20 protein-coding genes and 2 tRNA genes are annotated in these 22,541 nt (G+C 73.1%); 10 read left to right on the top strand and 12 right to left on the bottom strand.

The window, feature by feature from the left end; all coding sequences use genetic code 11:
• Window positions 1-88: 88 nt before the first annotated feature.
• Together ACLFMI_RS04390 and ACLFMI_RS04385 are read right to left on the bottom strand one after the other, a co-directional pair.
• Window positions 89-1,000 carry a dioxygenase family protein gene (locus ACLFMI_RS04390; protein WP_410946424.1) on the bottom strand — a complete coding sequence of 304 codons (912 nt, stop codon included), beginning with the start codon at window positions 998-1,000 and terminating at the stop codon, window positions 89-91.
• Window positions 1,001-1,075: 75 nt separating this feature from the next.
• Window positions 1,076-1,651, bottom strand: a complete 576-nt coding sequence (locus ACLFMI_RS04385) for an NADPH-dependent F420 reductase (RefSeq protein ID WP_410946423.1) — start codon at window positions 1,649-1,651, stop codon at window positions 1,076-1,078.
• Window positions 1,652-1,740: 89 nt separating this feature from the next.
• Here ACLFMI_RS04385 and ACLFMI_RS04380 point away from each other — a divergent pair, with 89 nt between their 5' ends.
• The 8 genes from ACLFMI_RS04380 (at window position 1,741) to ACLFMI_RS04345 (ending at window position 8,257) form a co-directional block, all read left to right on the top strand.
• Window positions 1,741-2,238, top strand: a complete 498-nt coding sequence (locus ACLFMI_RS04380) for a MarR family winged helix-turn-helix transcriptional regulator (protein ID WP_410946422.1) — start codon at window positions 1,741-1,743, stop codon at window positions 2,236-2,238.
• Between the two features lie 144 nt (window positions 2,239-2,382).
• Window positions 2,383-2,859, top strand: a complete 477-nt coding sequence (locus tag ACLFMI_RS04375) for a carboxymuconolactone decarboxylase family protein (RefSeq protein WP_410946421.1) — start codon at window positions 2,383-2,385, stop codon at window positions 2,857-2,859.
• A gap of 28 nt (window positions 2,860-2,887) precedes the next feature.
• Window positions 2,888-3,811 carry an RNA polymerase sigma-70 factor gene (locus tag ACLFMI_RS04370; protein ID WP_410946420.1) on the top strand — a complete coding sequence of 308 codons (924 nt, stop codon included), beginning with the start codon at window positions 2,888-2,890 and terminating at the stop codon, window positions 3,809-3,811.
• A 113-nt stretch (window positions 3,812-3,924) separates the two neighbouring features.
• Window positions 3,925-5,088 (top strand): sensor histidine kinase, encoded by a 1,164-nt coding sequence (locus ACLFMI_RS04365; RefSeq protein WP_458788574.1) that lies wholly within the window; start codon window positions 3,925-3,927, stop codon window positions 5,086-5,088.
• Window positions 5,085-5,759 (top strand): response regulator, encoded by a 675-nt coding sequence (locus ACLFMI_RS04360; RefSeq protein WP_410946418.1) that lies wholly within the window; start codon window positions 5,085-5,087, stop codon window positions 5,757-5,759. Before ACLFMI_RS04365 ends, ACLFMI_RS04360 begins: the two co-directional genes overlap by 4 nt.
• Window positions 5,760-5,850: 91 nt before the next feature.
• Window positions 5,851-6,753 carry an ABC transporter ATP-binding protein gene (locus ACLFMI_RS04355; protein ID WP_410946417.1) on the top strand — a complete coding sequence of 301 codons (903 nt, stop codon included), beginning with the start codon at window positions 5,851-5,853 and terminating at the stop codon, window positions 6,751-6,753.
• A gap of 11 nt (window positions 6,754-6,764) precedes the next feature.
• Window positions 6,765-7,505, top strand: coding sequence for an ABC transporter permease (locus tag ACLFMI_RS04350; RefSeq protein WP_410946416.1), 741 nt, complete (start codon window positions 6,765-6,767; stop codon window positions 7,503-7,505).
• 2 nt (window positions 7,506-7,507) lie between these two features.
• Window positions 7,508-8,257: an ABC transporter permease gene (locus ACLFMI_RS04345; protein ID WP_410946415.1), complete on the top strand. Its 750-nt coding sequence runs from the start codon at window positions 7,508-7,510 to the stop codon at window positions 8,255-8,257.
• Between the two features lie 159 nt (window positions 8,258-8,416).
• Here ACLFMI_RS04345 and ACLFMI_RS04340 read toward each other — a convergent pair whose 3' ends face one another.
• From ACLFMI_RS04340 to ACLFMI_RS04320, 5 genes are all read right to left on the bottom strand, one after another.
• Window positions 8,417-10,255, bottom strand: a complete 1,839-nt coding sequence (locus ACLFMI_RS04340) for an NAD(P)/FAD-dependent oxidoreductase (RefSeq protein ID WP_410946414.1) — start codon at window positions 10,253-10,255, stop codon at window positions 8,417-8,419.
• A 527-nt stretch (window positions 10,256-10,782) separates the two neighbouring features.
• Window positions 10,783-10,858 (bottom strand) — tRNA-Arg (locus ACLFMI_RS04335).
• Window positions 10,859-10,910: 52 nt separating this feature from the next.
• Window positions 10,911-11,000 (bottom strand) — tRNA-Ser (locus ACLFMI_RS04330).
• A 97-nt stretch (window positions 11,001-11,097) separates the two neighbouring features.
• Window positions 11,098-13,095 (bottom strand): acetoacetate--CoA ligase, encoded by a 1,998-nt coding sequence (locus ACLFMI_RS04325; protein WP_410946413.1) that lies wholly within the window; start codon window positions 13,093-13,095, stop codon window positions 11,098-11,100.
• A 189-nt stretch (window positions 13,096-13,284) separates the two neighbouring features.
• A complete protein-coding gene (locus ACLFMI_RS04320; protein WP_410946412.1) occupies window positions 13,285-13,974 on the bottom strand; it encodes a dienelactone hydrolase family protein in 690 nt (229 codons plus the stop codon).
• A 60-nt stretch (window positions 13,975-14,034) separates the two neighbouring features.
• Here ACLFMI_RS04320 and hisC point away from each other — a divergent pair, with 60 nt between their 5' ends.
• Entirely contained in the window at window positions 14,035-15,096 is a 1,062-nt protein-coding gene (hisC, locus tag ACLFMI_RS04315; RefSeq protein WP_410946411.1) for a histidinol-phosphate transaminase, read from the top strand.
• A gap of 72 nt (window positions 15,097-15,168) precedes the next feature.
• On the opposite strand, the gene ACLFMI_RS04310 is transcribed toward hisC, so the two are convergent.
• Window positions 15,169-15,900: a response regulator transcription factor gene (locus ACLFMI_RS04310; protein WP_410946410.1), complete on the bottom strand. Its 732-nt coding sequence runs from the start codon at window positions 15,898-15,900 to the stop codon at window positions 15,169-15,171.
• Window positions 15,901-16,181: 281 nt separating this feature from the next.
• Here ACLFMI_RS04310 and ACLFMI_RS04305 point away from each other — a divergent pair, with 281 nt between their 5' ends.
• On the top strand, window positions 16,182-17,582 hold the full coding sequence (locus ACLFMI_RS04305) for a glycoside hydrolase family 16 protein (protein WP_410946409.1): 1,401 nt from the start codon (window positions 16,182-16,184) through the stop codon (window positions 17,580-17,582).
• A 144-nt stretch (window positions 17,583-17,726) separates the two neighbouring features.
• Here the strand turns inward: ACLFMI_RS04305 and ACLFMI_RS04300 are convergent, their stop codons facing one another.
• From ACLFMI_RS04300 to mftG, 4 genes are all read right to left on the bottom strand, one after another.
• Entirely contained in the window at window positions 17,727-19,802 is a 2,076-nt protein-coding gene (locus tag ACLFMI_RS04300; RefSeq protein WP_410946408.1) for a M3 family metallopeptidase, read from the bottom strand.
• Between the two features lie 39 nt (window positions 19,803-19,841).
• Window positions 19,842-20,468: a GNAT family N-acetyltransferase gene (locus ACLFMI_RS04295; RefSeq protein ID WP_410946407.1), complete on the bottom strand. Its 627-nt coding sequence runs from the start codon at window positions 20,466-20,468 to the stop codon at window positions 19,842-19,844.
• Window positions 20,469-20,556: 88 nt separating this feature from the next.
• Window positions 20,557-21,012, bottom strand: a complete 456-nt coding sequence (locus ACLFMI_RS04290) for an SRPBCC family protein (RefSeq protein WP_410946406.1) — start codon at window positions 21,010-21,012, stop codon at window positions 20,557-20,559.
• A 12-nt stretch (window positions 21,013-21,024) separates the two neighbouring features.
• Window positions 21,025-22,530, bottom strand: coding sequence for a mycofactocin dehydrogenase MftG (gene mftG / locus ACLFMI_RS04285; protein WP_410946405.1), 1,506 nt, complete (start codon window positions 22,528-22,530; stop codon window positions 21,025-21,027).
• Window positions 22,531-22,541 lie beyond the last annotated feature (11 nt).

Here is a 22,541-nt window from a genome sequence, read left to right as displayed (position 1 = left end):
CGAACCCGTCGAGATTACCGGCGCACCCGGGAGGGGTCCTGCCGATGTGACGACCGAGACCGGGCCGCGGCCCGGCCGGCCCGGCTGCTCAGGCCACCTGGAAGGACCGCCGGGAGAAGCCGACGCTGTAGCCGTCGAGGGTCGTCGTCACCGGCGCGGTGGGGTCGGTGGCCGCACCGAGCGTGAGGAACAGCGGCGTGAAGTGCTCCACGGTCGGGTGCGCGTAGGGCATCCCCGGGGCGGCGGTGCGGAAGCGGCTGAGCTCGGCGACGTCACCGCGATCCAGCGCCTCGCTCGCCCAGGCGTCGAAGTCGGCCGACCAGCCGGGCACCTGGTTCTCCAGGAACATCTCCCGGGTCAGGTACGGCATGCCGTGGGTCATGTGCCCCGAGCCGATCACCAGCACGCCCTGCTCGCGCAGCGGACGCAGCCGCTCGCCGACGGCCAGCAGCCGGTCCGGGTCGTCGGTGGGCAGGCTCAGCTGCAGCACCGGGATGTCCGCGGCCGGATACATGATCTTCAGCGGGACCCAGGCGCCGTGGTCGAGCCCGCGCCGGTTGTGCCGGTGCGGCTGCTCGGTGTCCGGCATGAGGCCGGCGACCTGGCGCGCCAGCTCACCGGCGTCGGGCGTGTCGTAGCGGAACGCGTGGTACATCGGGTCGAAGCCGCCGAAGTCGTACACCAGCTCGTCGGGCCGGTCGGCGCTCACCGACAACGGCGCGGACTCCCAGTGCGCGGAGACCACCAGGATCGCCTTCGGCCGGGGCAGCGAGCGGGCCCAGTCGTGCAGCGGGCCGAGCCAGTCCGGGTCCTCGAAGGGCAGCGGGCCACCGCCGTGGGACAGGAAGAGCCCGGGCAGCGGACCGTCCTGCGGCGTCCACGGCCGTAGCGGCTCCGCGGCGTCGAGGGCGGCGACGCGCCGCAGGTGCTCGGCGAACGGGTGCGCCGCCGGGATGCGGGCGTCGGCGAGCGCGGTCGTCGTGGGGCGGGGCGTGGTCATGGGAGCTCCTCGGTCTCTGCCGTGGTTCGGGAGGCGGCGTGGTGGGGGAACCAGCGTGGTGCAGAACGGCGCGCTTCAGGGGACGACGGCGAACCCGCCGGTCCAGGCGATCTTCTCGCCGGCCGCGAGGCTGATCTGCAGGAAGCCGAGCGCCTCCAGCTCACGGGTCCGGCGCAGCGACCCGGCGTCGACGGCACGCAGCCCGCCCGCGGTGACGATCCCGGCCACCGCGGCCTTGGCGTCGGCGTCGTCGCCGGCGATCAGCACGGTCGTCGGCTCGGCGCCGACGGCGCCCGAGGTCAGGGTGGCGGCGAAGGTGGTGTTGAAAGCCTTCACCACTCGGGACCGGGGCAGCGCGGCGGCGATCTCGGTGGTGGCCGACCCGTCGGCCGGGACGACGAGGGAGTCGAACGTCGTGAAGTCCACCGGGTTGGTGATGTCGACGACGATCTTGCCGGCGAGCTGCTCGGCACGCTGGGCGACGACCTCGGCGACCGCCCCGTACGGCACCGCGAGGACGACGACGTCGCCGGTGACCGGCTTGTCCGCGTCGGACGAGCCGTACAGCTCGACGGTGTTGCCGCCCCTGCCGACGACGCCGGCGATGGCGGATCCCATGCTTCCGGTGCCGATGATGCTCACGTGGGCCATGACGATGCTCCTGTTCCGGGAGATTGGTTGTTGCTACAACTGACATCAGCTGAAGCAAGGTTGTCGCTTCAACCATTCCCCTGGAGGGCATGACCGTGACCACACCCTGGCTGGACCGACGGCAGCTGCGGGCCTGGATCCGCCTCCGGGCGGTGGCCGAGCTGCTCCCGGGCGTGCTCGACGCCCAGCTCCGCCACGACGCCGACGTGACCGAGTTCGAGTACCAGCTGATGGCGATGCTCTCCGAGGCACACGACCGGGCACTGCCGATGACCGAGCTGGCCCGGCAGGTCAACGCCACGCTGCCCCGGCTCTCCCACGTCGTGACGCGCCTCTCGGGCCGGGGTCTCGTCGAGCGCCGCCCGCACCCGGAGGACCGCCGGACCACCAACGTCCGGCTGACGGACGACGGCTGGGCGACGGTGCAGCACGCCGCGCCCGGCCACGTCGTCGCCGTCCGGCGTCATGTCATCGACACGCTCACCGACGAGCAGGTCGACCAGCTGGCCGCCATCGGCGACGCCATCCTGGCCGAGCTGGACCCCGCGGGGACGATGGAGGCGACCTACACCCGCTACGACACGTGAGGTCCTCCGGGGACCTCGGCGCCGCCGTGTCCGGCGTCGACGTGCTCGTCCACCTGACCTGCAGGTCACATCCGTCCATGTCACAGGACGCTCGTCCGGCTCGTCTCAGTAGGTGTAGGCACCGAAGACACGGAGGAGCACACCATGGACGCGCGACTGGACTACTTCGCCGACCCGACCGCCGGCAAGGCCCTCAAGCACGTCATGTCGGCGGGCAGGTTGGTCAAGGAGTCGCCGCTGCCGGCCCGCACGCAGGAGCTGGTGTCGCTGCGCGTCAGCCAGATCAACGGCTGCGCGGTCTGCATCGACATGCACACCAAGGACGCCGCCGCCCACGGCGAGACCGCGGTGCGGCTGAACCTGGTCGCGGCGTGGCGGGAGACCACGGTCTTCACCGAGGCCGAGCGGGCCGCGCTGGAGCTGGCCGAGGAGGGGACCCGGGTCGCGGACGCGGCCGGCGGGGTCGGCGACGAGGTGTGGGCCCACGCCGCCGAGCACTACGACGACGAGCAGCTCACCGCCCTGGTCATCCACGTCTCCTTCATGAACGCGGTGAACCGGCTCAACGTCATCGCCCGGCAGCCGGCGGCGGGCGACTACGAGCCCGGTCAGTTCCGCTGAACGACGTCGGCGACCCGGGGGGCCCGCCATGAGCAAGGTCGAGGAGTTCGAGGAGCTGCGCCCGCTGCTGTTCTCGATCGCCTACCGGATCCTGGGCGGTGTCGGGGAGGCCGAGGACGCGGTGCAGGAGACCTGGCTGCGCTTCGACCGCACGACGACCCGGCCGACATCGACCAAGGCCTTCCTGTCGACCGCGGTCACCCGGATCTCGATCGACCTGCTGCGCTCGGCCCGGGTGCGGAGGGAGGAGTACCCGGGCCCGTGGTTCCCCGAGCCTCTGCTGAACGACCCGCACCAGGACCCGGCGCGGGCAGCGGAACTGGCCGACTCGGTGTCGATGGCGGCGCTGCTGCTGCTGGAACGGCTCAGCCCGCTGGAGCGGGCGGTGTTCGTGCTGCGGGAGGTGTTCGGCTTCGGGTTCGACGAGGTCGCCGAGGTCGTGGGGCGGACCGAGGCGGCCTGCCGGCAGCTGGTGACGCGGGCCCGCAGGCACATGGAGGCCGGACGGCCGCGGTTCGACGCCGACCGGCAGGAGCGGCAGGGCCTGGCGGCACGGTTCTTCGACGCGCTGACCGACGGCGACGTGGGCGGGCTGCAGGAGCTGCTGGCCGCCGACGTGGCGCTGGTCGGGGACGGCGGTGGCAAGGCCCCGCAGTGGACCAGACCCGTCGTGGGCGCGGAGAAGGTGGCCCGGCTGCTCGGCACGGCCTTCCCCCGGATGGCCGAGGTCGGGGTGTCACACGAGCCGCACGAGGTCAACGGTCAGCCCGGCGCGATCTTCCGCGACCGGGACGGCCGGGTGCTCCACACCATGGTCCTTGAGGTGCTCGACGGGCGGATCCAGGCCATCCGTGCGGTGCTCAACCCCGACAAGCTCGGGCACCTCGGGCCGGTCGGTGACGCCTGGGCCGTCGACCGTGAGGTGAAGCGGGCCCACCGGCGCCCGGGCTGACCTCGGGATCTGAACCCGAGACCTGCTGGTCTGCACCCGGGCGGCGCCACCCGGTCCGGGGTCGGCCGGAGCGATCTGGAGCCAGGGGCGGCCGGCCTGGGAGGCTGGGCCGCATGATGAGGGGCCCGGGGGCTTGGGTGCGCAAGCGTCCTCGTGCCATCGACAGCGCGGTGGCGGCGCTGGTGTTCCTCTACACACTGCCGATGGTTCGCGCGGCCGTTCCGCCCCCGGTGCCGACGATAGCCGGCGTGCTGCTGGCGGCGGTCCTGTGCGGGTCGTACCTGCTGTGTCGACGTCGTCCGCTGGCCGGTTTCGGAGCAGTCGTCGCAGTCGTCGGGGTCCAGCTGGTGCTCGGTATCGGGTTCCTGCCGGCGGACATCATGATCCTGCTCGCGCTCTACCGGGTGGCGCTCGAGCGCAGCCGGTCGACCTCTGTGGCGGTGGCCGTGGTGGCCGGCATCACTGTCGTCGTGGCCACGCTTCGGTGGGACAACCCCTACTTCGCAACATCGGAGGCGGTCTCGACGATCCTGCTGGTCGTGTCCGTCTGGATCTGGGGGTCCATGGTCGGGATCCGCCGCGCGTACGTGGCCGCTCTCGAGGACCGCGCGGCCCAGCTCGCGCGCGATCAGGAGAACCAGAACCGCATCATCGTGGCGGAAGAGCGGTCCCGGATCGCCCGCGAGATCCACGACATCGTCTCGCACGGGCTGAGCGTGGTGGTCGTGATGGCTCAAGGCGCGGCAGCGAAGGTCCACACCGACCCCGACCGTGCGCAGCAGGCGATGCGGACGGTCGAGAGCAGCGGACGTACCGCCCTGGCAGATATGCGGTCGATGCTGCACGTGCTGCGGGACGACGAGCCGGGCTCGCAGGCCCCGCCACCCCGGATCGAGCAGCTCGGCCTGCTGGTCGACGACGCCCGCACCGCCGGTTCGCCGGTCGAGCTGACCTGCCGGGGGACCGACCGAGCGCTGCCGGCCGGTGTCGACCTGGCCGTGTACCGGATCGTGCAGGAGGCACTGACCAACGCGCGCAAGCACGCCGGGCCGGATCTGACCCGCATCGATGTCGGGCTGACCGTCGACGACAGCGGCGTCGAGGTACGGATCCGTGACGACGGCGTCGGCCCGCCATCTGGCCGACGCCACGGTGGACACGGTGTCATCGGGATGCGTGAACGGGTGGCCGCCTGCGGCGGTGAGCTGCAGGTGGGCCAGGCTCCCGGTGGGGGCTTCGAGATCATCGCTACCCTGCCGATCGGAGAGTGTGCGTGACGATCCGCGTCGTCCTGGTCGACGACCAGGAACTCATCCGCGTCGGGTTCCGGATGGTCCTCGACGCCGAGGCCGACATCGAGGTCGTCGCCGAGGCCGACGACGGCGACACCGCGCTCGACACGCTGGCGGCGATGCCGTCCGACGTCGTGCTGATGGATGTCCGGATGCCGCGGATGAGCGGGGTCGAGGCCACCCGGCAGATCGTCGCCGCCGGCGGCGGGCCACGCGTGCTGATCCTGACCACGTTCGATCTCGACGAGTACGCCTACGACGGACTGCGGGCAGGCGCGAGCGGCTTCCTGCTCAAAGACGCCCCGCTGATCGACCTGCTGTCGTCGATACGGCACGTGCACTCCGGGGACGCGGTCGTGGCACCGAGCACGACGCGGCGGCTGCTGCGCCACTTCATCGACCACGAGCCCACTGCCGGACACCAGGCCCGACCCGCCCCTGCCGCGCTGGCGGAGCTCACCGGGCGGGAACGCGAGGTCCTGGTACACATCGCCCGAGGGCTGTCGAACGCCGAGATCGCCGAGCGTCTCGTGCTCTCCGAGGGAACGGTCAAGACCCACGTCGGCCGGATCCTGGCCAAGCTGGACCTGCGCGATCGGGTCCAGGCGGTGGTCCTGGCCTACGAAACCGGCATCATCGCCGTCGGAGACCCCTGACCCGGGTCGCGCCGGATACTCCTCAGGTCACACCCGAAGATCTCCCTGCAGGTAGACGCGCCGTGCCTGCCCCACGCGCCACGGTGACGGGGTGAGCACCGCTATCGCCACCCACGGGCTGGGCAAGACCTACGGCGACCGCGCCGTGGTCCAGGACCTCGACCTGCACGTGCCGCAGGGGTGCGTGTACGGCTTCCTCGGCCCTAACGGGTCGGGCAAGTCGACCACGATGAAGATGCTCCTGTCCCTGGTCCGCCCCACTCGCGGCGAGATCGAGGTGATGGGGCGACCACTGCACCGCTCCACGCGTCGTTCCCTGCTGGGCGACATCGGCTCGCTCATCGAGTCCCCGCCCGGCTACGGCCATCTCACCGGCGGTGAGAACTTGCGCCTGGTGCAGCGGCTGCTCGGACTCAGCGACATCCAGGTGAACCAGGCGGTGCACACCGTGCGCCTGCAGGGCCACCTCGACAGGAAGCTCCGCGAGTACTCGCTGGGCATGAAACAGCGCCTCGGCATCGCCACGGCCCTGGCCCGCGAACCACGGCTGCTGATCCTCGACGAACCCACCAACGGGCTCGATCCCGCCGGCATCGAGGAGATCCGCGGCCTGCTCACCCGTCTCGCCGGGCGCGGGGTCACGGTGATGGTCTCCAGCCACATGCTCGGTGAGATCGACAAGACCGCGACCGTGCTCGGCATCCTCAGCCAAGGCCGGCTGCTGTTCCAGGGCACCCGCGACCAGCTGCTCGCCCGCTCCACCCCGGACCTGTTCCTCGACACCTCGGACCCGCAGGCCGCGGCATCGGTGACCGCCGAGCGGCTCCCCCGACTCGACGGAGCCGCGGTGCGACTGTCCGGTCTCTCGGACGCCGACACCGCCCGGGTCGTGGCCGAACTCGTCCGCGCCGGCATCGGCATCCACGGCGTGCGCCGCGACGCCCAGTCCCTGGAGGACGTGTTCATGAACCTCACCGAGGGGCACGGACTGTGATCACCGTGCCGGTGGCGTGTGAGTTCGCCAAGATGCGGCGACTACGGGTGACCCCGGTCGTCGCGGTGATGATCGTCGGTGTCGTCGCCCTGACCAGCCGGGAGATCACGACGCCCGGCTTCTTCGACTCGCTCGACGATCCGGCCGGAGGACCCTGGCTGCGGCTGCTGGCCAGCCTGGCCTTCGCCGTCCCGCTGGCGTCGCCGATCCTGGTCGCCGTGCTGGCCAGCCGGCAGGTCGACCTGGAGCACCAGGGCAACGGTTGGCTGTTCGCCCACACCGCAGGCCTGCCCGCCGGGAAGCTGTGCCGGACGAAGTTCCTCGCCACCGGCGCGATACTCGTGGCGGCCACGCTGCTGGAGAGCCTGCTGGTGATCGGCGTCGGGACACTGGCCGGGGTCACCGGGCAGTTCCCGGCCGGACTGTGGTGGGCCTACACCGTCTCCGCGGTCGTGCTGAACCTGGTGCTGCTGGGCCTGCACCTGCTGCTGGCCGCCCGGATCGAGAACCAGCTCGTCGGACTCGGCCTCAGCGTTATCGGGGTGTTCCTGGCCGTGTCGGGTTCCGGGATGCCGGCGTGGATGTCCCACCTCACGCCGTGGACCTACTACGCCCTGGCCGTTCCCGTGGACTTCCGCGGCGGCGTTCTGGTCCCGATTCCGCCGTGGCATCTGAGCGTCGTCGCCCTCGGGGTCCTCGGCGCCGCCGCGTTCCTGCTGCTCACCGGTCGCCTCGACCGGCAGGAGGTCTGATCATGGGTTCGGTCCGAGCAGAGCTGATCAAGCTGAAGCGCTCGATGAGCTGGGCGGTGGTGGTCGCGCTGCCGCTGATGGCGGTCCTGTCCGGGGCCGGGAACTCCCTGGCCTCCGGCCGGGCGCTCGACGAGGGCTGGCACACCCTCTGGCTCCGCGTCGTCGTCTTCTACGGCCTGTTCCCCCTGGCCATCGGGATCGCTGCGCTGGCCTCGCTGGTCTGGCGGGTCGAGCACCGCGGCGGCAACTGGAACGCCCTGATGGCACGTCCGGTCTCCAGCCTCCAGATCGTCGTCGGCAAGGCCGCGGTGCTCGGCCTGCTGGTCGCCGCGATGCAGGTGGTCTTGGTGGTCGCCGTCGTCCTGGTCGGCAAGCTGGCCTTCGGACTGCCCGGCCTGCTGCCCGCCCGGTACCTGCTCGCCGGCGTCCTGATCGTGCTGGCCTGCCTGCCCGTCGCGGCGCTGCAGTCGGCCCTGTCGATGCTGATGCGATCCTTCGCCGCGCCGATCGCGCTCGCACTGCTCGGCGCGATCACATCGGTGCTGTTCCTGGTCACCGAGATCGATGTCCTGATCACGATCGTTCCCTACGCGCTGCTGGGCCGGGCGACCCAGCTCGGCACGGGAACCTTCGCCGACAGCGGAACCATCACCACCGGCATCGTGGCCCTGCTCGCCGTGGCCTCGGCGACACTGACCGCGCTCACTGTCGCCGCGACCAGCGTCGGACTGGAGCGGCGCGACATCCGGTGACCTACCGTTGCACGGCACCGGTGGAAGTCTTCCGGGCGCCGTCATCGGGTGGGGGCTCCCCGCCATGTCCGTCGGGAGCCTGGCCCCCTGCGACTCGGGGCCGACATCGAGAGACGGCACGGGATGCGGCACACGATCGCAGATGCGAACCCGGGGCGGTCACTGGTCGCGGGGGTCGTCGCCCCCGTGGTCGATCCAGGTCAGCGCGGGCTCATCGCCGGCGATCACCCGGCCTGGCGCGGCCGCCGGCGGGGTCGGCTCCCGCACGTCGCGCAGCTGCGGCGCTCCCCTCGGCGTGCTCCTCGCAGCGCTGACGGATGGCTCGGCGCTGGGACGCGTCGCGGCGCCGGCGGGTGCCTCGACGCCGTCGTCGCCCTGGCGCGGGGCCACTACCACGGCACCCGGGGCCACCGGGTCGCGTCCGAGCAGCGCGGCGCCGATCCAGTCCAGCACGATGCGCGCCTTGCGCTCGGCGGTCGGCATGGCCCACAGGTGGTAGGCGCGGTGCACCGCGTAGGCCGGCCACCCCAGGAGCCGCAGGCCCCGGATCTCGGCGAGGCCACGACGGCGGCCGAGCCCGGCGAGCACACCGGCCGACGAGTGCCGGTACGGCTGCAGCGGGCGCCCGTCGAGGAACGCCACGACGTTGTCCGCGAGTACCCGCGCCTGCCGGACGGCATGCTGGGCGGTCGGCGCGGTGAGCACCTCCGGAGCCTCGTCGTCCAGGGTGGCGCCACGCGCGAGGTCGGGTACCGCGGCGCCGTCGCCTGCGGCGAAGGCGTGCGACCGGCCGAGGACCTGCAGCGTCGCGCTGCAGCGGATCTTGCCGCTGCGCTCGAGCGGCAGATCGGTGCGCTCGAGCATCGGGTGCGGACGGGTGCCGGCCGCGACGACGACGGTGTCGGTGGGGATGGTGGAGCCGTCGGCGAGCCGGATCCGGCCGTCGAGCGCGGACGCGACCCCGGTCCCGACGCGCACCTCGATGCCACGGCGGGTGAGGTGGCCGTGCACGCGCGCGGCGGTCGGCTCGGTCACCTCGGGCATGATCCGCCGAGCCGCCTCGACGAGCACCCATCGCATGTCGGACGGAGCGAGTCCGATCCGGCGCCCGGCGCGGCGTGCGAGGTCCTCCATCTCGCCGAGCACCTCCACCCCGGCGAAACCGCCGCCGATGACGACGAAGGTGAGCAGCCGGGCGCGCCGCTCCGCGCCGTCCGGCGCGGTGGGCGGGATCGAGGCGGCGGCGTCGAGCCGGGAGAGCACGTGGTCGCGCAGCCCCGCGGCGTCGCCGACCGACCGGAAGGTCCGTGCCCGCTCGGCCAGCCCCGGCACGGGCAGCTCGCGGGCGATCGCACCCGGGGCGATCACCAGCACGTCGTAGGGGATCTCGCGGGTGCCGCGGTCGGGAAGGCTGACGACGGCTCGACGACGGGCGTCGTCGACGGCCACGACCGAGCCGGTCACGACGTCGCAGCGGTCGAGCACGCGGCGCAGCGGGACCGCGAGGTGGCGCGGGGCGATCGAGCCGCCGGCGGCCTCGGGCAGGAACGGCTGGTAGGTCATGTGCGGCTGCGGGTCGACCACGGTCACCGAGCCGACGGGCCCGGACGCGCGGGAGTGCCCGGGCCCGCTCCTGCGGTGGCGCCCGCTGCCGGCGGTCCCGAGCCGGACCTGCAGGGCGCGCGCCGCGACGAGCCCGACGTAGCCGCCGCCGACGACGAGCACGCGCGCCCCGGGCACGACGTCGCCGGCGCCGGAGATCGGGGCGACACCCGACGGGCGGGGCAGCCGGCTGTCGGCGGGCAGGGCCGCTCCCACGGTGCCGAGCACCGCCGCGGTGATGCCGAGGGTGAACCAGCCGGCGGTCGTCCCGCCGGACCAGAGGCCGACGACGAGCACCGGGACGGCGAGAACGCCGAATCCGGCGAGCAGCCGTGCCGGGGTGCGGGGTCGGGTGCCCGTCGGTGACCACCGGTACCGGTCGTCGGCTTTGCTCATGATGAGCAAGGGCTCCTATCGGGGGTATGAGTCCGTCCCGCCACCGGATCGGGGGTTCCGGAGACGGGTCCGGCAGCCAGGTTAGGGAGCTGCCGCCACGCTCCGCGCCAAGATGAGAACGGAGGGTCCCGGGTACCGCCCGGCGCTGCGATCACCGCGCCCAGCAGCGAACGATTAGTCCGTTCGGCCCTACCCGATCCGATGCTCGCCGGGCCCGTCTCTCAGCGAGGACCTTGCATGTCACTGCCGTCCGAGGTTGCCGGGCGGTTGCGGGAGGTGAAGCGTCACCGGTGACCACTCGTGTGGAGAGCGAAGGTGACCCAGACGTCGTTCGCACGTCGCAGGCCATTCGCCGCCGGCACCACGAGGGGACCTACCCGGGACCACCACCGTCGGTGGGGCGATCGAGGTGCGCAGGCCGGTCACCGGCCCCGCACGTGCCTCAGCTGCCGGTCGCTCAAGCGGGCTCGAAACGACGTCAGGCCCTCGCCTCACCGGAGTGAACAAGGGCCTGACCAGGGGTTTCGTGGTGCGCCCGTAGGGATTCGAACCCCAAACCTTCTGATCCGTAGTCAGATGCTCTATCCGTTGAGCTACGGGCGCCTGGATCTTCAGTTGTCGACTCGCCGGACCGAAGTGGACCGCCCAGCCGGCGCGGAGGCTCCGGGATTTGAACCCGGGATGGGGGGTAACCCCAAACCGCATTAGCAGTGCGGCGCCATAGACCAGACTAGGCGAAGCCTCCCCGGTGCCTTACGGCCACCAGCGAGGACAACAGTACACGGCGGTTCCGGCCGCCTCGACCCGGGGTCGGGCGCCCCGGGCCAGGCATCCGGAACGGTTCAGCGACCGGTCCACTCCACGAACGGCGTCAGCGAGTCGGGGTTCTGCAACGCCCCGGCGCTGACCGCCTTCTCCGGCGCCGTCCCGGAGAGGATCTTCTTCACCGGGACCTCGCACTTCTTGCCGTTCAGGGTGCGCGGCACCGCGTCGACCAGCACGAACCGGTCCGGCACGTGTCGCGGGGACAGCTCCTTGCGCAGTGCCTTGCGCAGCTCCGGCTCGACGTCGTCGAGCGCGTACCCGTCGGCCAGGACCAGGAAGCAGAGCAGCGCGCCCTCCTCGTCCGCCCCCAGCGACGTCGTGTCGATGACCAGCGAGTCGTCGACCCCCTCGAACCCTTCGACGACCGCGTAGAAGTCCGCGGTGCCCATCCGGACGCCGCCGCGGTTCAGCGTGGAGTCCGAGCGCCCGTAGATCACGTACGAGTTGCGCGGGGTGCGCCGCACCCAGTCGCCGTGCCGCCAGTAGCCCGGAAAGTCCTCGTAGTACGCCTCGCGCAGCCTGCTGCCGTCCGGGTCGTTCCAGAACATCACCGGCATCGACGGCGTCGGCGTCGTGATGATCAGCTCACCGACGTCGTCGAGCAGGTCCGTGCCGTCCTCGGCGAAGGACCGGACGTCGGCTCCGAGCGCCGCGCAGGACAGCTCGCCCAGCCACACGGGCACGGTCGGTGCGCTCGTCAGGAACGCGGCGCAGACGTCGGTGCCGCCGGAGACCGAGCAGATCTGGATGTGCTCGCCCGCGGCCTCACCGATCCAGCGGAAGCCCTCCACCGACAGCGGCGACCCCGTGGAGCCGAGAGCCTTCATCGCGGACAGGTCGTGCTCGTCACCGGGGCGCAGACCGGCCTTCATGCAGGACTGCACGTACGGCGCCGACACCCCGAACAGCGACACCCGGTGCCTGGCTGCCAGTGTCCACAGCGCGCCCAGGTCCGGGTGGCCGGGACTGCCGTCGTACATCACGATCGTGGCCCCGACCAGCAGGCCGCCGACCAGGAAGTTCCACATCATCCAGCCGGTGGTGGTGAACCAGAAGAACCGCTCCCCCGGCCCCAGCCCGTGCTGCAGGCGCATCGCCTTGAGGTGCTCCAGCACGATCCCGCCGTGCCCGTGCACGATGCCCTTCGGCAGCCCGGTCGTGCCGGACGAGTAGAGCACCCACAGCGGGTGGTCGAACGGCACCGCGGTGAACTCCAGCGGACCGCTCTCGGCGGTGAACTCGGCCCACGGGGTCGTGCTCGCCGCCGTCGCGGCCGCGTCCAGGTAGGGCACGAGCACCGTCTGCTTCAGCGAGGGCATCTGCCGCTGCAGGTTCGCGACGTTCTCGCGGATGTCGAAGCCCTTGCCGTTGTAGCGGTACCCGTCCACCGCGACCAGCACGGCCGGCTCGATCTGGGCGAACCGGTCGTGCACCGCGCGCGCCCCGAAGTCCGGCGAGCAGGACGACCAGATCGCGCCCAGGCTCGCCGTGGCCAGGAACGCCACCAGCGTCTCGACGCAGTTCGGCGCCAGCGCGACGACCCGGTCACCCTTCCCGACACCGGCCCGGACCAGCCCGGCGCGGGCGCGGGCGACCTGTTCGCGCAGCTCGGCGTGGGTGACCGTGCGCTCCAGCCCGTCCTCCCGGACGAACTCCACGGCGACGTCGCCGTCCTCCCGCCCGGGCGCGGGGGTGAGCGCGTGCTCGGCGTAGTTCAGCGTCGAGCCCGGGAACCACTCGGCGCCGGGCATCGCGCGCGAGCCCAGCGTGCGGGTCGGCCGGTCGTGGAAGATCACACCCGAGTACTCGGCGACGGCCGACCAGAAGCCCTCGAGGTCCTGCACGGACCAGGCGTGGAGCTCGGCGTAGTCGGTGACGTCGGTGATCGGCGCCCCGTGCCGGTCCCGGGCCCAGGCGGCGAACGTCGCGATCTCGGTGTGCGGAGCCTGCTCGGGGTCGGGGCGCCACAGCACCTCGGGGCCCTCCGGATCGGTCACGGTCGGCACTGACGTCATGGCCTCAGCCTCCCCGACCGGACCGGCCCCGCACCAGTGGTCATGGCCCACATCCGGGACGGTGGGACGGGTGCCGGGCACACCGCCGTCCACGCTCAGCGTCGATGATCGCTCGGCGAGCCCTCGCTCAGCGTCGATGATCGCTCGGCGAGCCTCGCTCACGTCGATGATCGCTCGGCGAGCCCTCGCTCAGCGCAGGTGCGAGCCGAACCAGTTCAGCACCCGGGCCCACGCCTCGGCCGCGGACTCGGGGTCGTCGTCGAAGCGGTAGCCGGTGCTCGGGTAGACGACGACGTCGGTCGCCACCCCGGACCGTTCGGCGGCCGCGCGGAGCTTGGCGATCGAGGCACTGTCCGCGGCCTCCGAGTAGATGCCCAGCCACGGGCAGGTCAGCTCCGGCGCGGCCTCGACCAGCGCCGGTACGCTCGGCGACGGGGACTTCTCGATCCCCTCGCCGGCCACCGTGACCGCCGCGCCCAGGCGCCGGTTCGCCGCGACCAGCAGCGCCGCCGTCCCGCCCAGGTCGAACCCGAGGACCCCCAGCCGGTCGGTCGGTACCTCGTTGTCGGCGAGCCAGCCGAACGCGGTGTCGCAGTCGTCCATCACCTGCTGGGAGTCCAGCCGGCCGACCTGGTCGGCGACCTCGGCATCGGTCCCGTTCCCGAGGTCGTCGGCCCCATCCCGGTGGTAGAGGTGCGGCGCGACGGCCAGCCAGCCGTCCGAGGCCAGGCCGGTGACCAGCAACCGGACCGAGTCGGTGACGCCGCGCGCCTCCTGCAGCACGACGATGCCGCCGCGGACCGGCCCGTCGGGTTCGGCGACGGTGAGGCGCAGCTCGCCGTCGTCGGTCAACGGGACGGCCACGGTCCGGATGGTCATCCGCCCACCCTGACAGAGCGGCCACCCGGGTATCGACCCCTGACGGTTACCGTTGCCGGCATGACGCTGATCCGTCCCGACCTGGATACCCTGCCCGCCTACGTGCCGGGCCGTACCGTCCCCGGGGCGATCAAGCTGGCCAGCAACGAGGTCGCCGACCCGCCGGCCCCGGCGGTGCTCGAGGCGATCAGCCGCGCGGCGGCGGGCGGCAACCGCTACCCGGACCTGGGTGTGGTCGAGCTCACCGCCCGGATCGCGGATCTCCAGGAGATCGCGGCGGAGCGGATCGCGGTCGGCTGCGGCTCGGTGACGCTCTGCCAGCAGCTGGTGAACATCTCCTGCCTCGGGCCGGACGACGAGGTGCTCTTCGCCTGGCGCTCGTTCGAGGCCTACCCGATCGTCACCCAGGTCGGCGGCGCGGCGGTGCGCACCGTCGGGCTGGACGACGGCTTCCGGCACGACCTGGACGCGATGGCCGCCGCGGTCACCGAGCGGACCCGGCTGGTGTTCGTGTGCAGCCCGAACAACCCGACCGGGCCGGCGGTGCACCGCGACGAGTTCGTCCGGTTCCTGCAGAGCGTCCCGTCTGACGTGCTGGTGGCGCTCGACGAGGCCTACGCCGAGTACGTCACCGACCCGGACGCCGTCTCCGGTCGCCCGCTGCTCGATGCGTACCCGAACCTGGTGGTGCTGCGGACGTTCTCCAAGGCCTATCGGATGGCCGGCCTGCGGGTCGGCTACGCGCTGGCGTCCGAGGAGGTCGCCACCGCGCTGCGCAAGGTGTGCCCGCCGTTCAGCGTGAGCTCGGTCGCCCAGGCCGGCGCGATCGCCGCACTCGAGCACCGGGCGGAGATCCTGGCCGACTGCGCGACGGTCGTCGCCGAGCGGGACCGGGTCGCCACCGGGCTGCGGGACCTCGGGTTCACCGTGCCCCCGACCCAGGCCAACTTCGTCTGGCTGCCGCTGGGTGAGCGGTCGGCCGCGTTCGCGGCGCACTGCGGCGAGCGGAAGGTGATCGTCCGTCCGTTCCAGCCGGACGGCGTCCGGGTCAGCGTGAGCCGCCCCGACGAGAACGACCACCTGCTGGACGTCGCCTCCTCCTTCCCCACCCCCACGCCGTAGATCCCCGCCGCGCCCAGCGGCCACCACCTCTCCTCGCCTTGTGGAGCCATAGCCCGAAGTGGGGGCGGTGCGTCAGCCGTCCAGTTGGTAGCCGGCGCCGCGGACGGTGCGGATCCGTTCCGGGCCGATCTTGCGGCGCAGGTAGGAGATGTAGACCTGCACCAGGTTCGCCGAGACCGGCTCGGACCAGGCCAGCCGGGCGAGCTCCTCGTGCCCGACCACCCGGCCGGCCCGCTCGACCAGGGCGGTCAGCAACGCGTACTCGGTCGGCGAGAGCGCGACCCGGCGGCCGTCCACGAAGACCTGGCCGGCGTCGGCGTCGACGGACAACCCACCGTGCCCGAGCACGGTCGGCGCGGGCAGCCCGCCGGCGGCGCGCAGCCGCAACCGGATCCGGGCCGCCAGCTCGTCGGCCATGAACGGCCGGAGCAGGAAGTCGTCCCGGTCGCCGCGCAGCAGCCCGAGCACGCCGACCCGGCGCTCCCGGGGCACGACGGCGACGACCGGGCTGGCCGGCGACTCGGCGACCACCGCGCCGAGCAGCACCGACGGGTCCGGGCCCGGCAGCTCCATGTCGAGCACGATCAGATCGGCGCCCCGGGTGCGGAGCGCGTCGAGCAGCTCGATGCCGTCGCCTGCCGGGATCAGCTCGATCCCCTCCACCGCGAGGTCCTGGCGCAGCCCGCGGGCGAGCGAGACCGAGGTGGCCGACGGTGGGAGAGCGAACAGGACGGTCAGCGTGCGTGGGGGCGAGCGCTGAGCGGGTATCCGGACGGTGGGAGCGGTGGTCGCGTGGTCGGTCACGGTCGGTGGCGATTCGGGACGTGGGGAGCGTCGGGGAGCATCGCCGCCACTGTGACGCGCCCGGAAGGCCATCACAATCGGCTAACGGTGCGATACACCGGGTCTGCGTACACCGTTCGGCGCAACCTGAGAATGTTGTTACTCTGTTCGGACTAGCGCTGTGGTCGGCTCGGGCGGATCATGCTCGTGGGCGCTCAGGAACGACCTGTCGGCGCGGGCAGGCAACCACCCTTCTCAGCGAGGGTGGTCACTCCAGGTCACCTTACCTAGAGTCCCGGTCCATGCGACGGAAGAGTTCCGCTGCGGTGGATCAGCTCGACCCCCGGGAGCTGATCGAGCGGGTCACCGCAGAGCACAGCTCCCCCTCTGTGCCGTCTCCCCCGGACGGACGTACCGCGCGCTCCGCGGTGGACACCGCCGTGCCCGCAGCGGACCTGCTCGAGGAGGTGTCCGCCTCCGGCCGGCACCGTCGCGCGGCATCCTCCACAACGGACGCCTCTACAACGGATGCCTCCACGACGGACGACGCCCCGGGGCCGGACACGGGCGCGACCATCGCGGAGCTGCACGACCCGCACCCGTCCGGGCCGCTGCCGGTCGGCGGCGGGCCCGACTCCGCCCTGATCGAGATCGACCGGACGGACCCGCCTCGCCGCAGCCGGGTCCGGCGGTTCGCCCCGCTGGGCATCGGGGTGGCCGCGGCGCTCGCCGGTGTGCTGGTGCTGACGCTGCTCCAGCCCGGTGCCGAGGACCCGGACCTGAACGCCGCGCTTGTGGACGACCCGTCGCGGCGCTCGGTGTCGGACAGCTCGCTCACGTCCTTCCCCGGCGTGGGTGACGGAGCCGGCGGCGGCGCGCTCGGCGACGCCACGGAGGGCGCCGCGGACCAGATCGGCACGGCCGTCGCCGCGCAGGAGGCGGCCGAGCAGCGGCGCCGCGACGCCGCGGCATCGGCCACCGGCTCGTCCGGTGAGTCCTCCGGCGGGTCCGCCGACGGCGGCGCCGGGGCCGCCGGGGACGCGGTCGCCGGGGCCGCCCAGGTCGCCGGCGAGGGACTGCAGACCGCGCTGGCGAAGGGCTGGCAGGCGATCGGCGGCGACGAGTTCACAGGCTCCGGGCTCGGCGAGAGCTGGAGCGCTTACGACGGCCCCGGTCACGACGGCAACGGCACCCGCACGCCGGACGCGGTGTCGGTGGAGAACGGCAACCTCGTCATCCGCGGTGACTCCGAGGGCAACACCGGCGGCATCGCCTGGGGCGAGCCCCGCAAGTACGGCAAGTGGGAGATGCGCGCGAAGTTCCCGGCCGGGGACAAGCAGTACCACCCGGTGCTGCTGCTCTGGCCGAGCGAGGTGTCCTGGCCGGAGGGCGGCGAGATCGACTTCGCCGAGACCAACAGCGCCGCCGAGGACGTCTCCTTCTTCCTGCACTACGGGTCGTCGAACTCGCAGGAGGAGGCCAAGCAGAACCTCGACATCACCCAGTGGCACAACTACGCCGTCGAGTGGACCCCGGACGCGGTCATCGGCTACATCGACGGCAAGGAGTGGTTCCGCTCCACCGACCCGGAGACGCTTCCGCCGGGCCCGATGCACGCCACGATCCAGCTCGACTACTTCCCCGACGGCGGCTCGCCCCAGCCGTCCGAGATGCACGTGGCCTGGATGCGGCAGTACTCGTAGCCGGTACCGGCACACCCGCGGGGGACGACACGCCCGCCGCGCCCGGAGCTCCCCACCGGGCGGGGCGGGCGGTGTCGCTTCAGGACGGTGTCGCTCCAGGACGGTGTCGCTTCAGGACGGTGTCGCTTCAGGACGGTGCCGCAGTCAGGTTCCGGCGGTGGTGAGGCCGCGACGCCGCAGCAGCGGCGCGATCTCCGGGTCCCGGCCGCGGAACGCGCGGTAGGCCTCCATCGGGTCGACCGCGCCACCGCGGGAGAGCAGCTCGCGGCGGAACCGGTCGCCGTTCTCCCGGTGCAGGCCGCCGTGCTCGCCGAACCAGTCGACGGTGTCCGCGTCGAGCACCTCGGCCCAGATGTAGGAGTAGTAGGCCGCGGCGTACCCGCTGGCGAAGACGTGGTTGAAGTAGGTCGTGAGGTAGCGGGGCGGGATCAGCGGGTGCGCGACGCCTGCCCCCTCCAGGGCCTGTCGCTCGAACGCGACGACATCGGTCACCGCGTCCGCCTCCTCCGGGGAGAGCCGATGCCAGGCCTGGTCGAGCAGCGACGCGGCCAGATACTCCGTCGTCGCGAACCCCTCGCCGTAGCCGCGCGCAGCCAGCGCCGCCGACAGCCGCTCCGGCGCGAGCGGCTCCCCGCTCACGTGGTGCCGGGCGAACGCGCCGAGGATCTCCGGGTCCTCCAGCCACATCTCGTTGACCTGGCTGGGGAACTCGACGAAGTCCCGCGGCACCGCCGTCCCGGAGAAGCTCGGGTAGGCCACCGCGGAGAACAGCCCGTGCAGCGCGTGCCCGAACTCGTGGAACAGGGTGCGGACCTCGTCCAGCGTGAGCAGCGCGGGCTCGCCCGGTGCCGGCTTCACCAGGTTCAGTGTGTTCAGTACGACCGGTGCCGTCCCGAGCAGTGACGCCTGGTCGACCAGCGCGTTCATCCACGCCCCGCCCCGCTTCGACGGTCGCGCCCACAGGTCCGCGCCGAACAGGCCCACCACCTCGCCACTCTCGTCGCGCACCTCCCACCAGCGGACGTCCGGGTGGTAGACGGGCAGGTCGGTGCGTTCGGTGAAGGAGATCCCGTACAGCTGCCCGGCGGCGCGGAACACGCCGTCGGTGATCACCCGCTCGACCTCCAGGTACGGGCGGAGCGCGGCGTCGTTCACCGCGAAGTGCTCGACGCGGTAGCGGTCGGCGTAGTACGCCCAGTCCCACGGGCGGAGCTCGTCGACCTCGCCGGCGGCCAGCTCGGCGAGCTGGGCGGCCTCGGCGTCGGCGTTCGCCATCGCCGCCGGGACCAGCGACTCCAGCATCTCCCCGGCGGCCCGGGCGGTCCCCGCGGTGGTGACACCGTCGCTGCTCCCGGTCGCACCACCGATCACGCAGGAGGCGTGGTCGGGGTACCCGAGCAGCCGGGCCCGCTCCGCGCGCAGCCGCACGATCCGCAGCACCGTGTCCCGGACGTCGTGCGCGCCACCCGCACCCCGGGCCGTCGAGGCCCGGAACAGCTCCTCGCGCAGCGACCGGTCGGTCAGCGAGGCCAGCGCCGGTTGCGCGGTCGGCAGCACCAGCGTGATCAGGTAGCCGCCGTCGTGACCGCGGTCGGTGGCCGCGGCCGCCGCGGCGGCGATCGCGTCCTCGGACAGCCCGTCCAGCCTGGCCGGGTCGGTGACGTGCACCGCGGCGGCGTTCGCCCCGGCCAGCAGCGCGGCGCCGAACCCGGTGGACAGGGCGGACAGCTGCTCGTTCAGCTCGCGCAGCCGCTGCTGCTCGGCCGGGCCGAGCCGGGCCCCGCCGCGGACCATGTCCCGGTGCCGGCGCTCGAGCAGGCGCAACGACTCCGGATCCAGGCCCAGGTCGTGCCGACGCCCGTGCAGCGTATCGATCCGGGCGAACAGTCCCGGGTCCAGCGCGATCGCGTCGGCGTGCGCGGCGAGCAGCGGCGCGACCTCGGCCTCGATCTCCTGCACCGCGGGCGAGGTGTCCGCGGAGACCCGGGTGAAGAACAGCCGGGACACCCGGTCCAGCACCGCGCCGGAGCGCTCCATCGCGACCACCGTGTTCTCGAACGTCGGTTCGCCGGACGCGACGATCGCCGCCACCTCGGCTCGCTGCTCACGCATCCCGGCGTCGAAGGCCGGCCGGTAGTGCTCGTCGCGGATCCGGCCGGTGTCGGGCAGCCCGAACGGCAGCTCGCTCGGGTGCAGGAACGGGTTCTCCACGTCGGCCATGACCGGACCCTACGACCGGGCACCGACAGGTTCGCGCGGTCAGAGCTCGCGGCGCATCGCCAGCCGCGGCCACACGTCCAGGCCGCGGGCGGTCTCGGCGTCCCGGATCGCCCGCAGCCCCGGCGGCAGCTCGATCAGCTCCCGGAACCCCAGCCGCACCCAGTACGGGCCGTTCCACGGCACGTCCCGGTAGGTGGTGAGGGTCAGCGCGGGCAGTCCGCGGTCCCGTGCCCACCCGGCGAGGTGCTCGACCAGGCCCCCGCCGATCCGGCGGCCGCGCATCCGGGGCAGCACCGAGACCTGCTCGACGTGCGCGCACCCGTCCACGATCTCGGTCAGCAGGTAGCCGACCGGCTCGGTGCCGGTGCTCGCTCCGCCTGCGCTCCGCTCGGTGCCGATGCTCGCTCCGCCTGCGCTCCGCTCGGTGCCGATGCTCGCTCCGCCTGCGCTCCGCTCGGTGCCCGTGCTCGCTCCGCCTGCGCTCCGCTCGGTGGCGCGCTCGGCGACGAACGCCAGCCCGGCGGTCGCGTAGGCGGCCAGCACCGCCGCGGGTGGCGGCTCGTCGTCGGCGACGACGTCCAGGCCGATCGCCCGGAACGCCTCCCCGGCGGCCCGTTCGATCGCGCGCAGGGCCGGGGCGTCGGCCGTGGTCGCCGGTCGGATCACCCGTCGACCCTAGAATCCGTGGCGGGCCCGCACGAGGGTGTTCCGCCGATCCTGTCGCTGCACCCCGGACTCGGCGGCACCGCCGGACTCACCCGCCTTCGACGACCGCCCGGATGCGTTCCAGGGTCGCGGTCATGCCGCGCACGTTCGTCCGCCGCCGCGCCCGCCCGGCCAGCGCCCAGTAGACCCGGGTGCCGGGTCCCTCCTCCAGCGCGAACGACTCGGTGACGTCGGTGCCGCCACCGTTCGGGGTGAAGCGGTAGTGCCAGTTGTTCAGCGTCGCCCGCCCGGCCAGCACCGCGAACCCGAACTCCCGCCCCGGCTCGCAGGCGGTGACCCGGCAGACGGTCCAGTACATCGGTCCGCGCCCGTTGCGCTTGACGTGCCCGCGGAACCGGGCGCCGAGCGCGGGGCCGGTGGCGCCGTCGAGCCACTCGGCCTCCAGGGTCTCGGGCGAGAACCGGCCGGTGTTGCGCACGTCGGCGACCAGCTCCCAGATCGCCTGCGCGGGCGCCTTCATGTGCACCGTGACCTCGTCCCGCACCGCGGTCCCCTTTCAGCACGCCCGCAGCAGGTCCGCCGCGCGTTCCCCGATCATGACAGCGGTGGCCGCCGGGCCGCGCCGCGGCACCGACGGCAGCACCGAGGTGTCGGCGACCCGCAGTCCGGTCAGGCCGTGCACCCGCAGCTCCGGATCGACCACGGCGTCCGGCCCGTTCCCCATCGCCGCGCTGCCGGACAGGTGTACCGACGTCGTCAGGCGGGTGTAGAGCCACTCGTCCAGCCGGGTGTCGTTGCCCAGCTCCCAGCCCTGCGGGCCGCCGTCGTCGGCGCCGGCACGGTCCCACCCGGCAGCCCGGAGGATCTCCGCAGCGACTCGCACCGCGGCCCGCATCCGGTGCCGGTCCGACGTGCTGCGCAGGTAGCGGAAGTCCAGGCGGGGCGGGGCGGCCGGGTCCGGCGAGGTGATCGCGAGCAGCCCCCGGCTGTCCGGGCGCTGCACCGCGCACATCACGTGCGCGGGCCCGCCCGGCGCGAACGGCCGCGCGAACAGCAGCACCTCCAGGTCCCCGGCCGGGTCGGTGCCCGAGTCCAGGTGCAGCGCGGCCTGCGCGGCGACGGCGTCCGGATGCGGGTCGGGCAGCGCCGCGCGCAGCGGCAGGTAGACGCTCGGGTGGTCCGACCAGCCGCGACCGACCCCGGGCAGCTCGCGCCGCACCGCGACACCCGCGGCCCGCAGGGTGTCCTCCGGCCCGATCCCGGACCGCTGCAGCAGCGCGGGGGTACCCACGGCGCCCGCCGCGACGACCGTCTCCGCCGCGTGCAGTACCGAACCGTCCGCCGTCCGGACGCCGCGCACCCGGCCGCGGTCCAGCAGCAGTTCCTCGACCGGGTGGCCGCCGTGCACGGTCAGCGGGTGGAGCGGCGGCTCCGCGCGGCCCCACGGCGGCGGCAGGTAGGCGGTCGCGGCGCTGACCCGCTGCCCGTCTTCCGCGTTCGTCGGAACCGGCCCGGCCCCGGGCGGGCCGCCGGCGTTCTTGTCCGGCTCCGCCCGGTACCCGAGCGTGGCGCAGGCCTCCAGGAACGGGTCGGTCAGCGGGGCCCGCAGGTGCCCGGCCGGCCGGGAGACCCGCAGCGGGCCGGACCGTCCGTGCACCGGCTCGGCACCGAACTCGAGATCGTTCTCCAGCCGCCGGTAGTACGGCAGGACGTCGTCGTAGGACCAGCCGGGGACGGCCCAGCCGGCGAAGTCGGCCGGGGGCGCGCGGACGAAGTAGCCGCCGTTGATCGCGCCGGACCCGCCGAGCACCCGGCCGCGCGGCACCGTTGACTCCCGGCCCTGGCACAGCGTGGCGCGGTAGGCCCAGTTCAGGACGTGCCCGGGAGCGGTGGCGGCGAGCGAGGCGATCGGCATCGTCTCCGGCGGGACGACGACGGCACCCGCCTCCACCAGCGCCGTCCGGACCCCGCGGGCGGCCAGCCGACCGGCCAGCGTGCACCCGGCGGAACCCGCGCCGACCACCACCACGTCGTAGGTGCCGGTCCTCGACTCACCCGCCATCGGTGCCAGGA

It is taken from the genome of Pseudonocardia nantongensis, assembly GCF_046546495.1.
GTDB classification, from domain to species: domain Bacteria; phylum Actinomycetota; class Actinomycetes; order Mycobacteriales; family Pseudonocardiaceae; genus Pseudonocardia; species Pseudonocardia nantongensis.
Note: the sequence above shows the minus strand (reverse complement) of the source record. Positions and strands in the feature narration are given on the sequence as shown.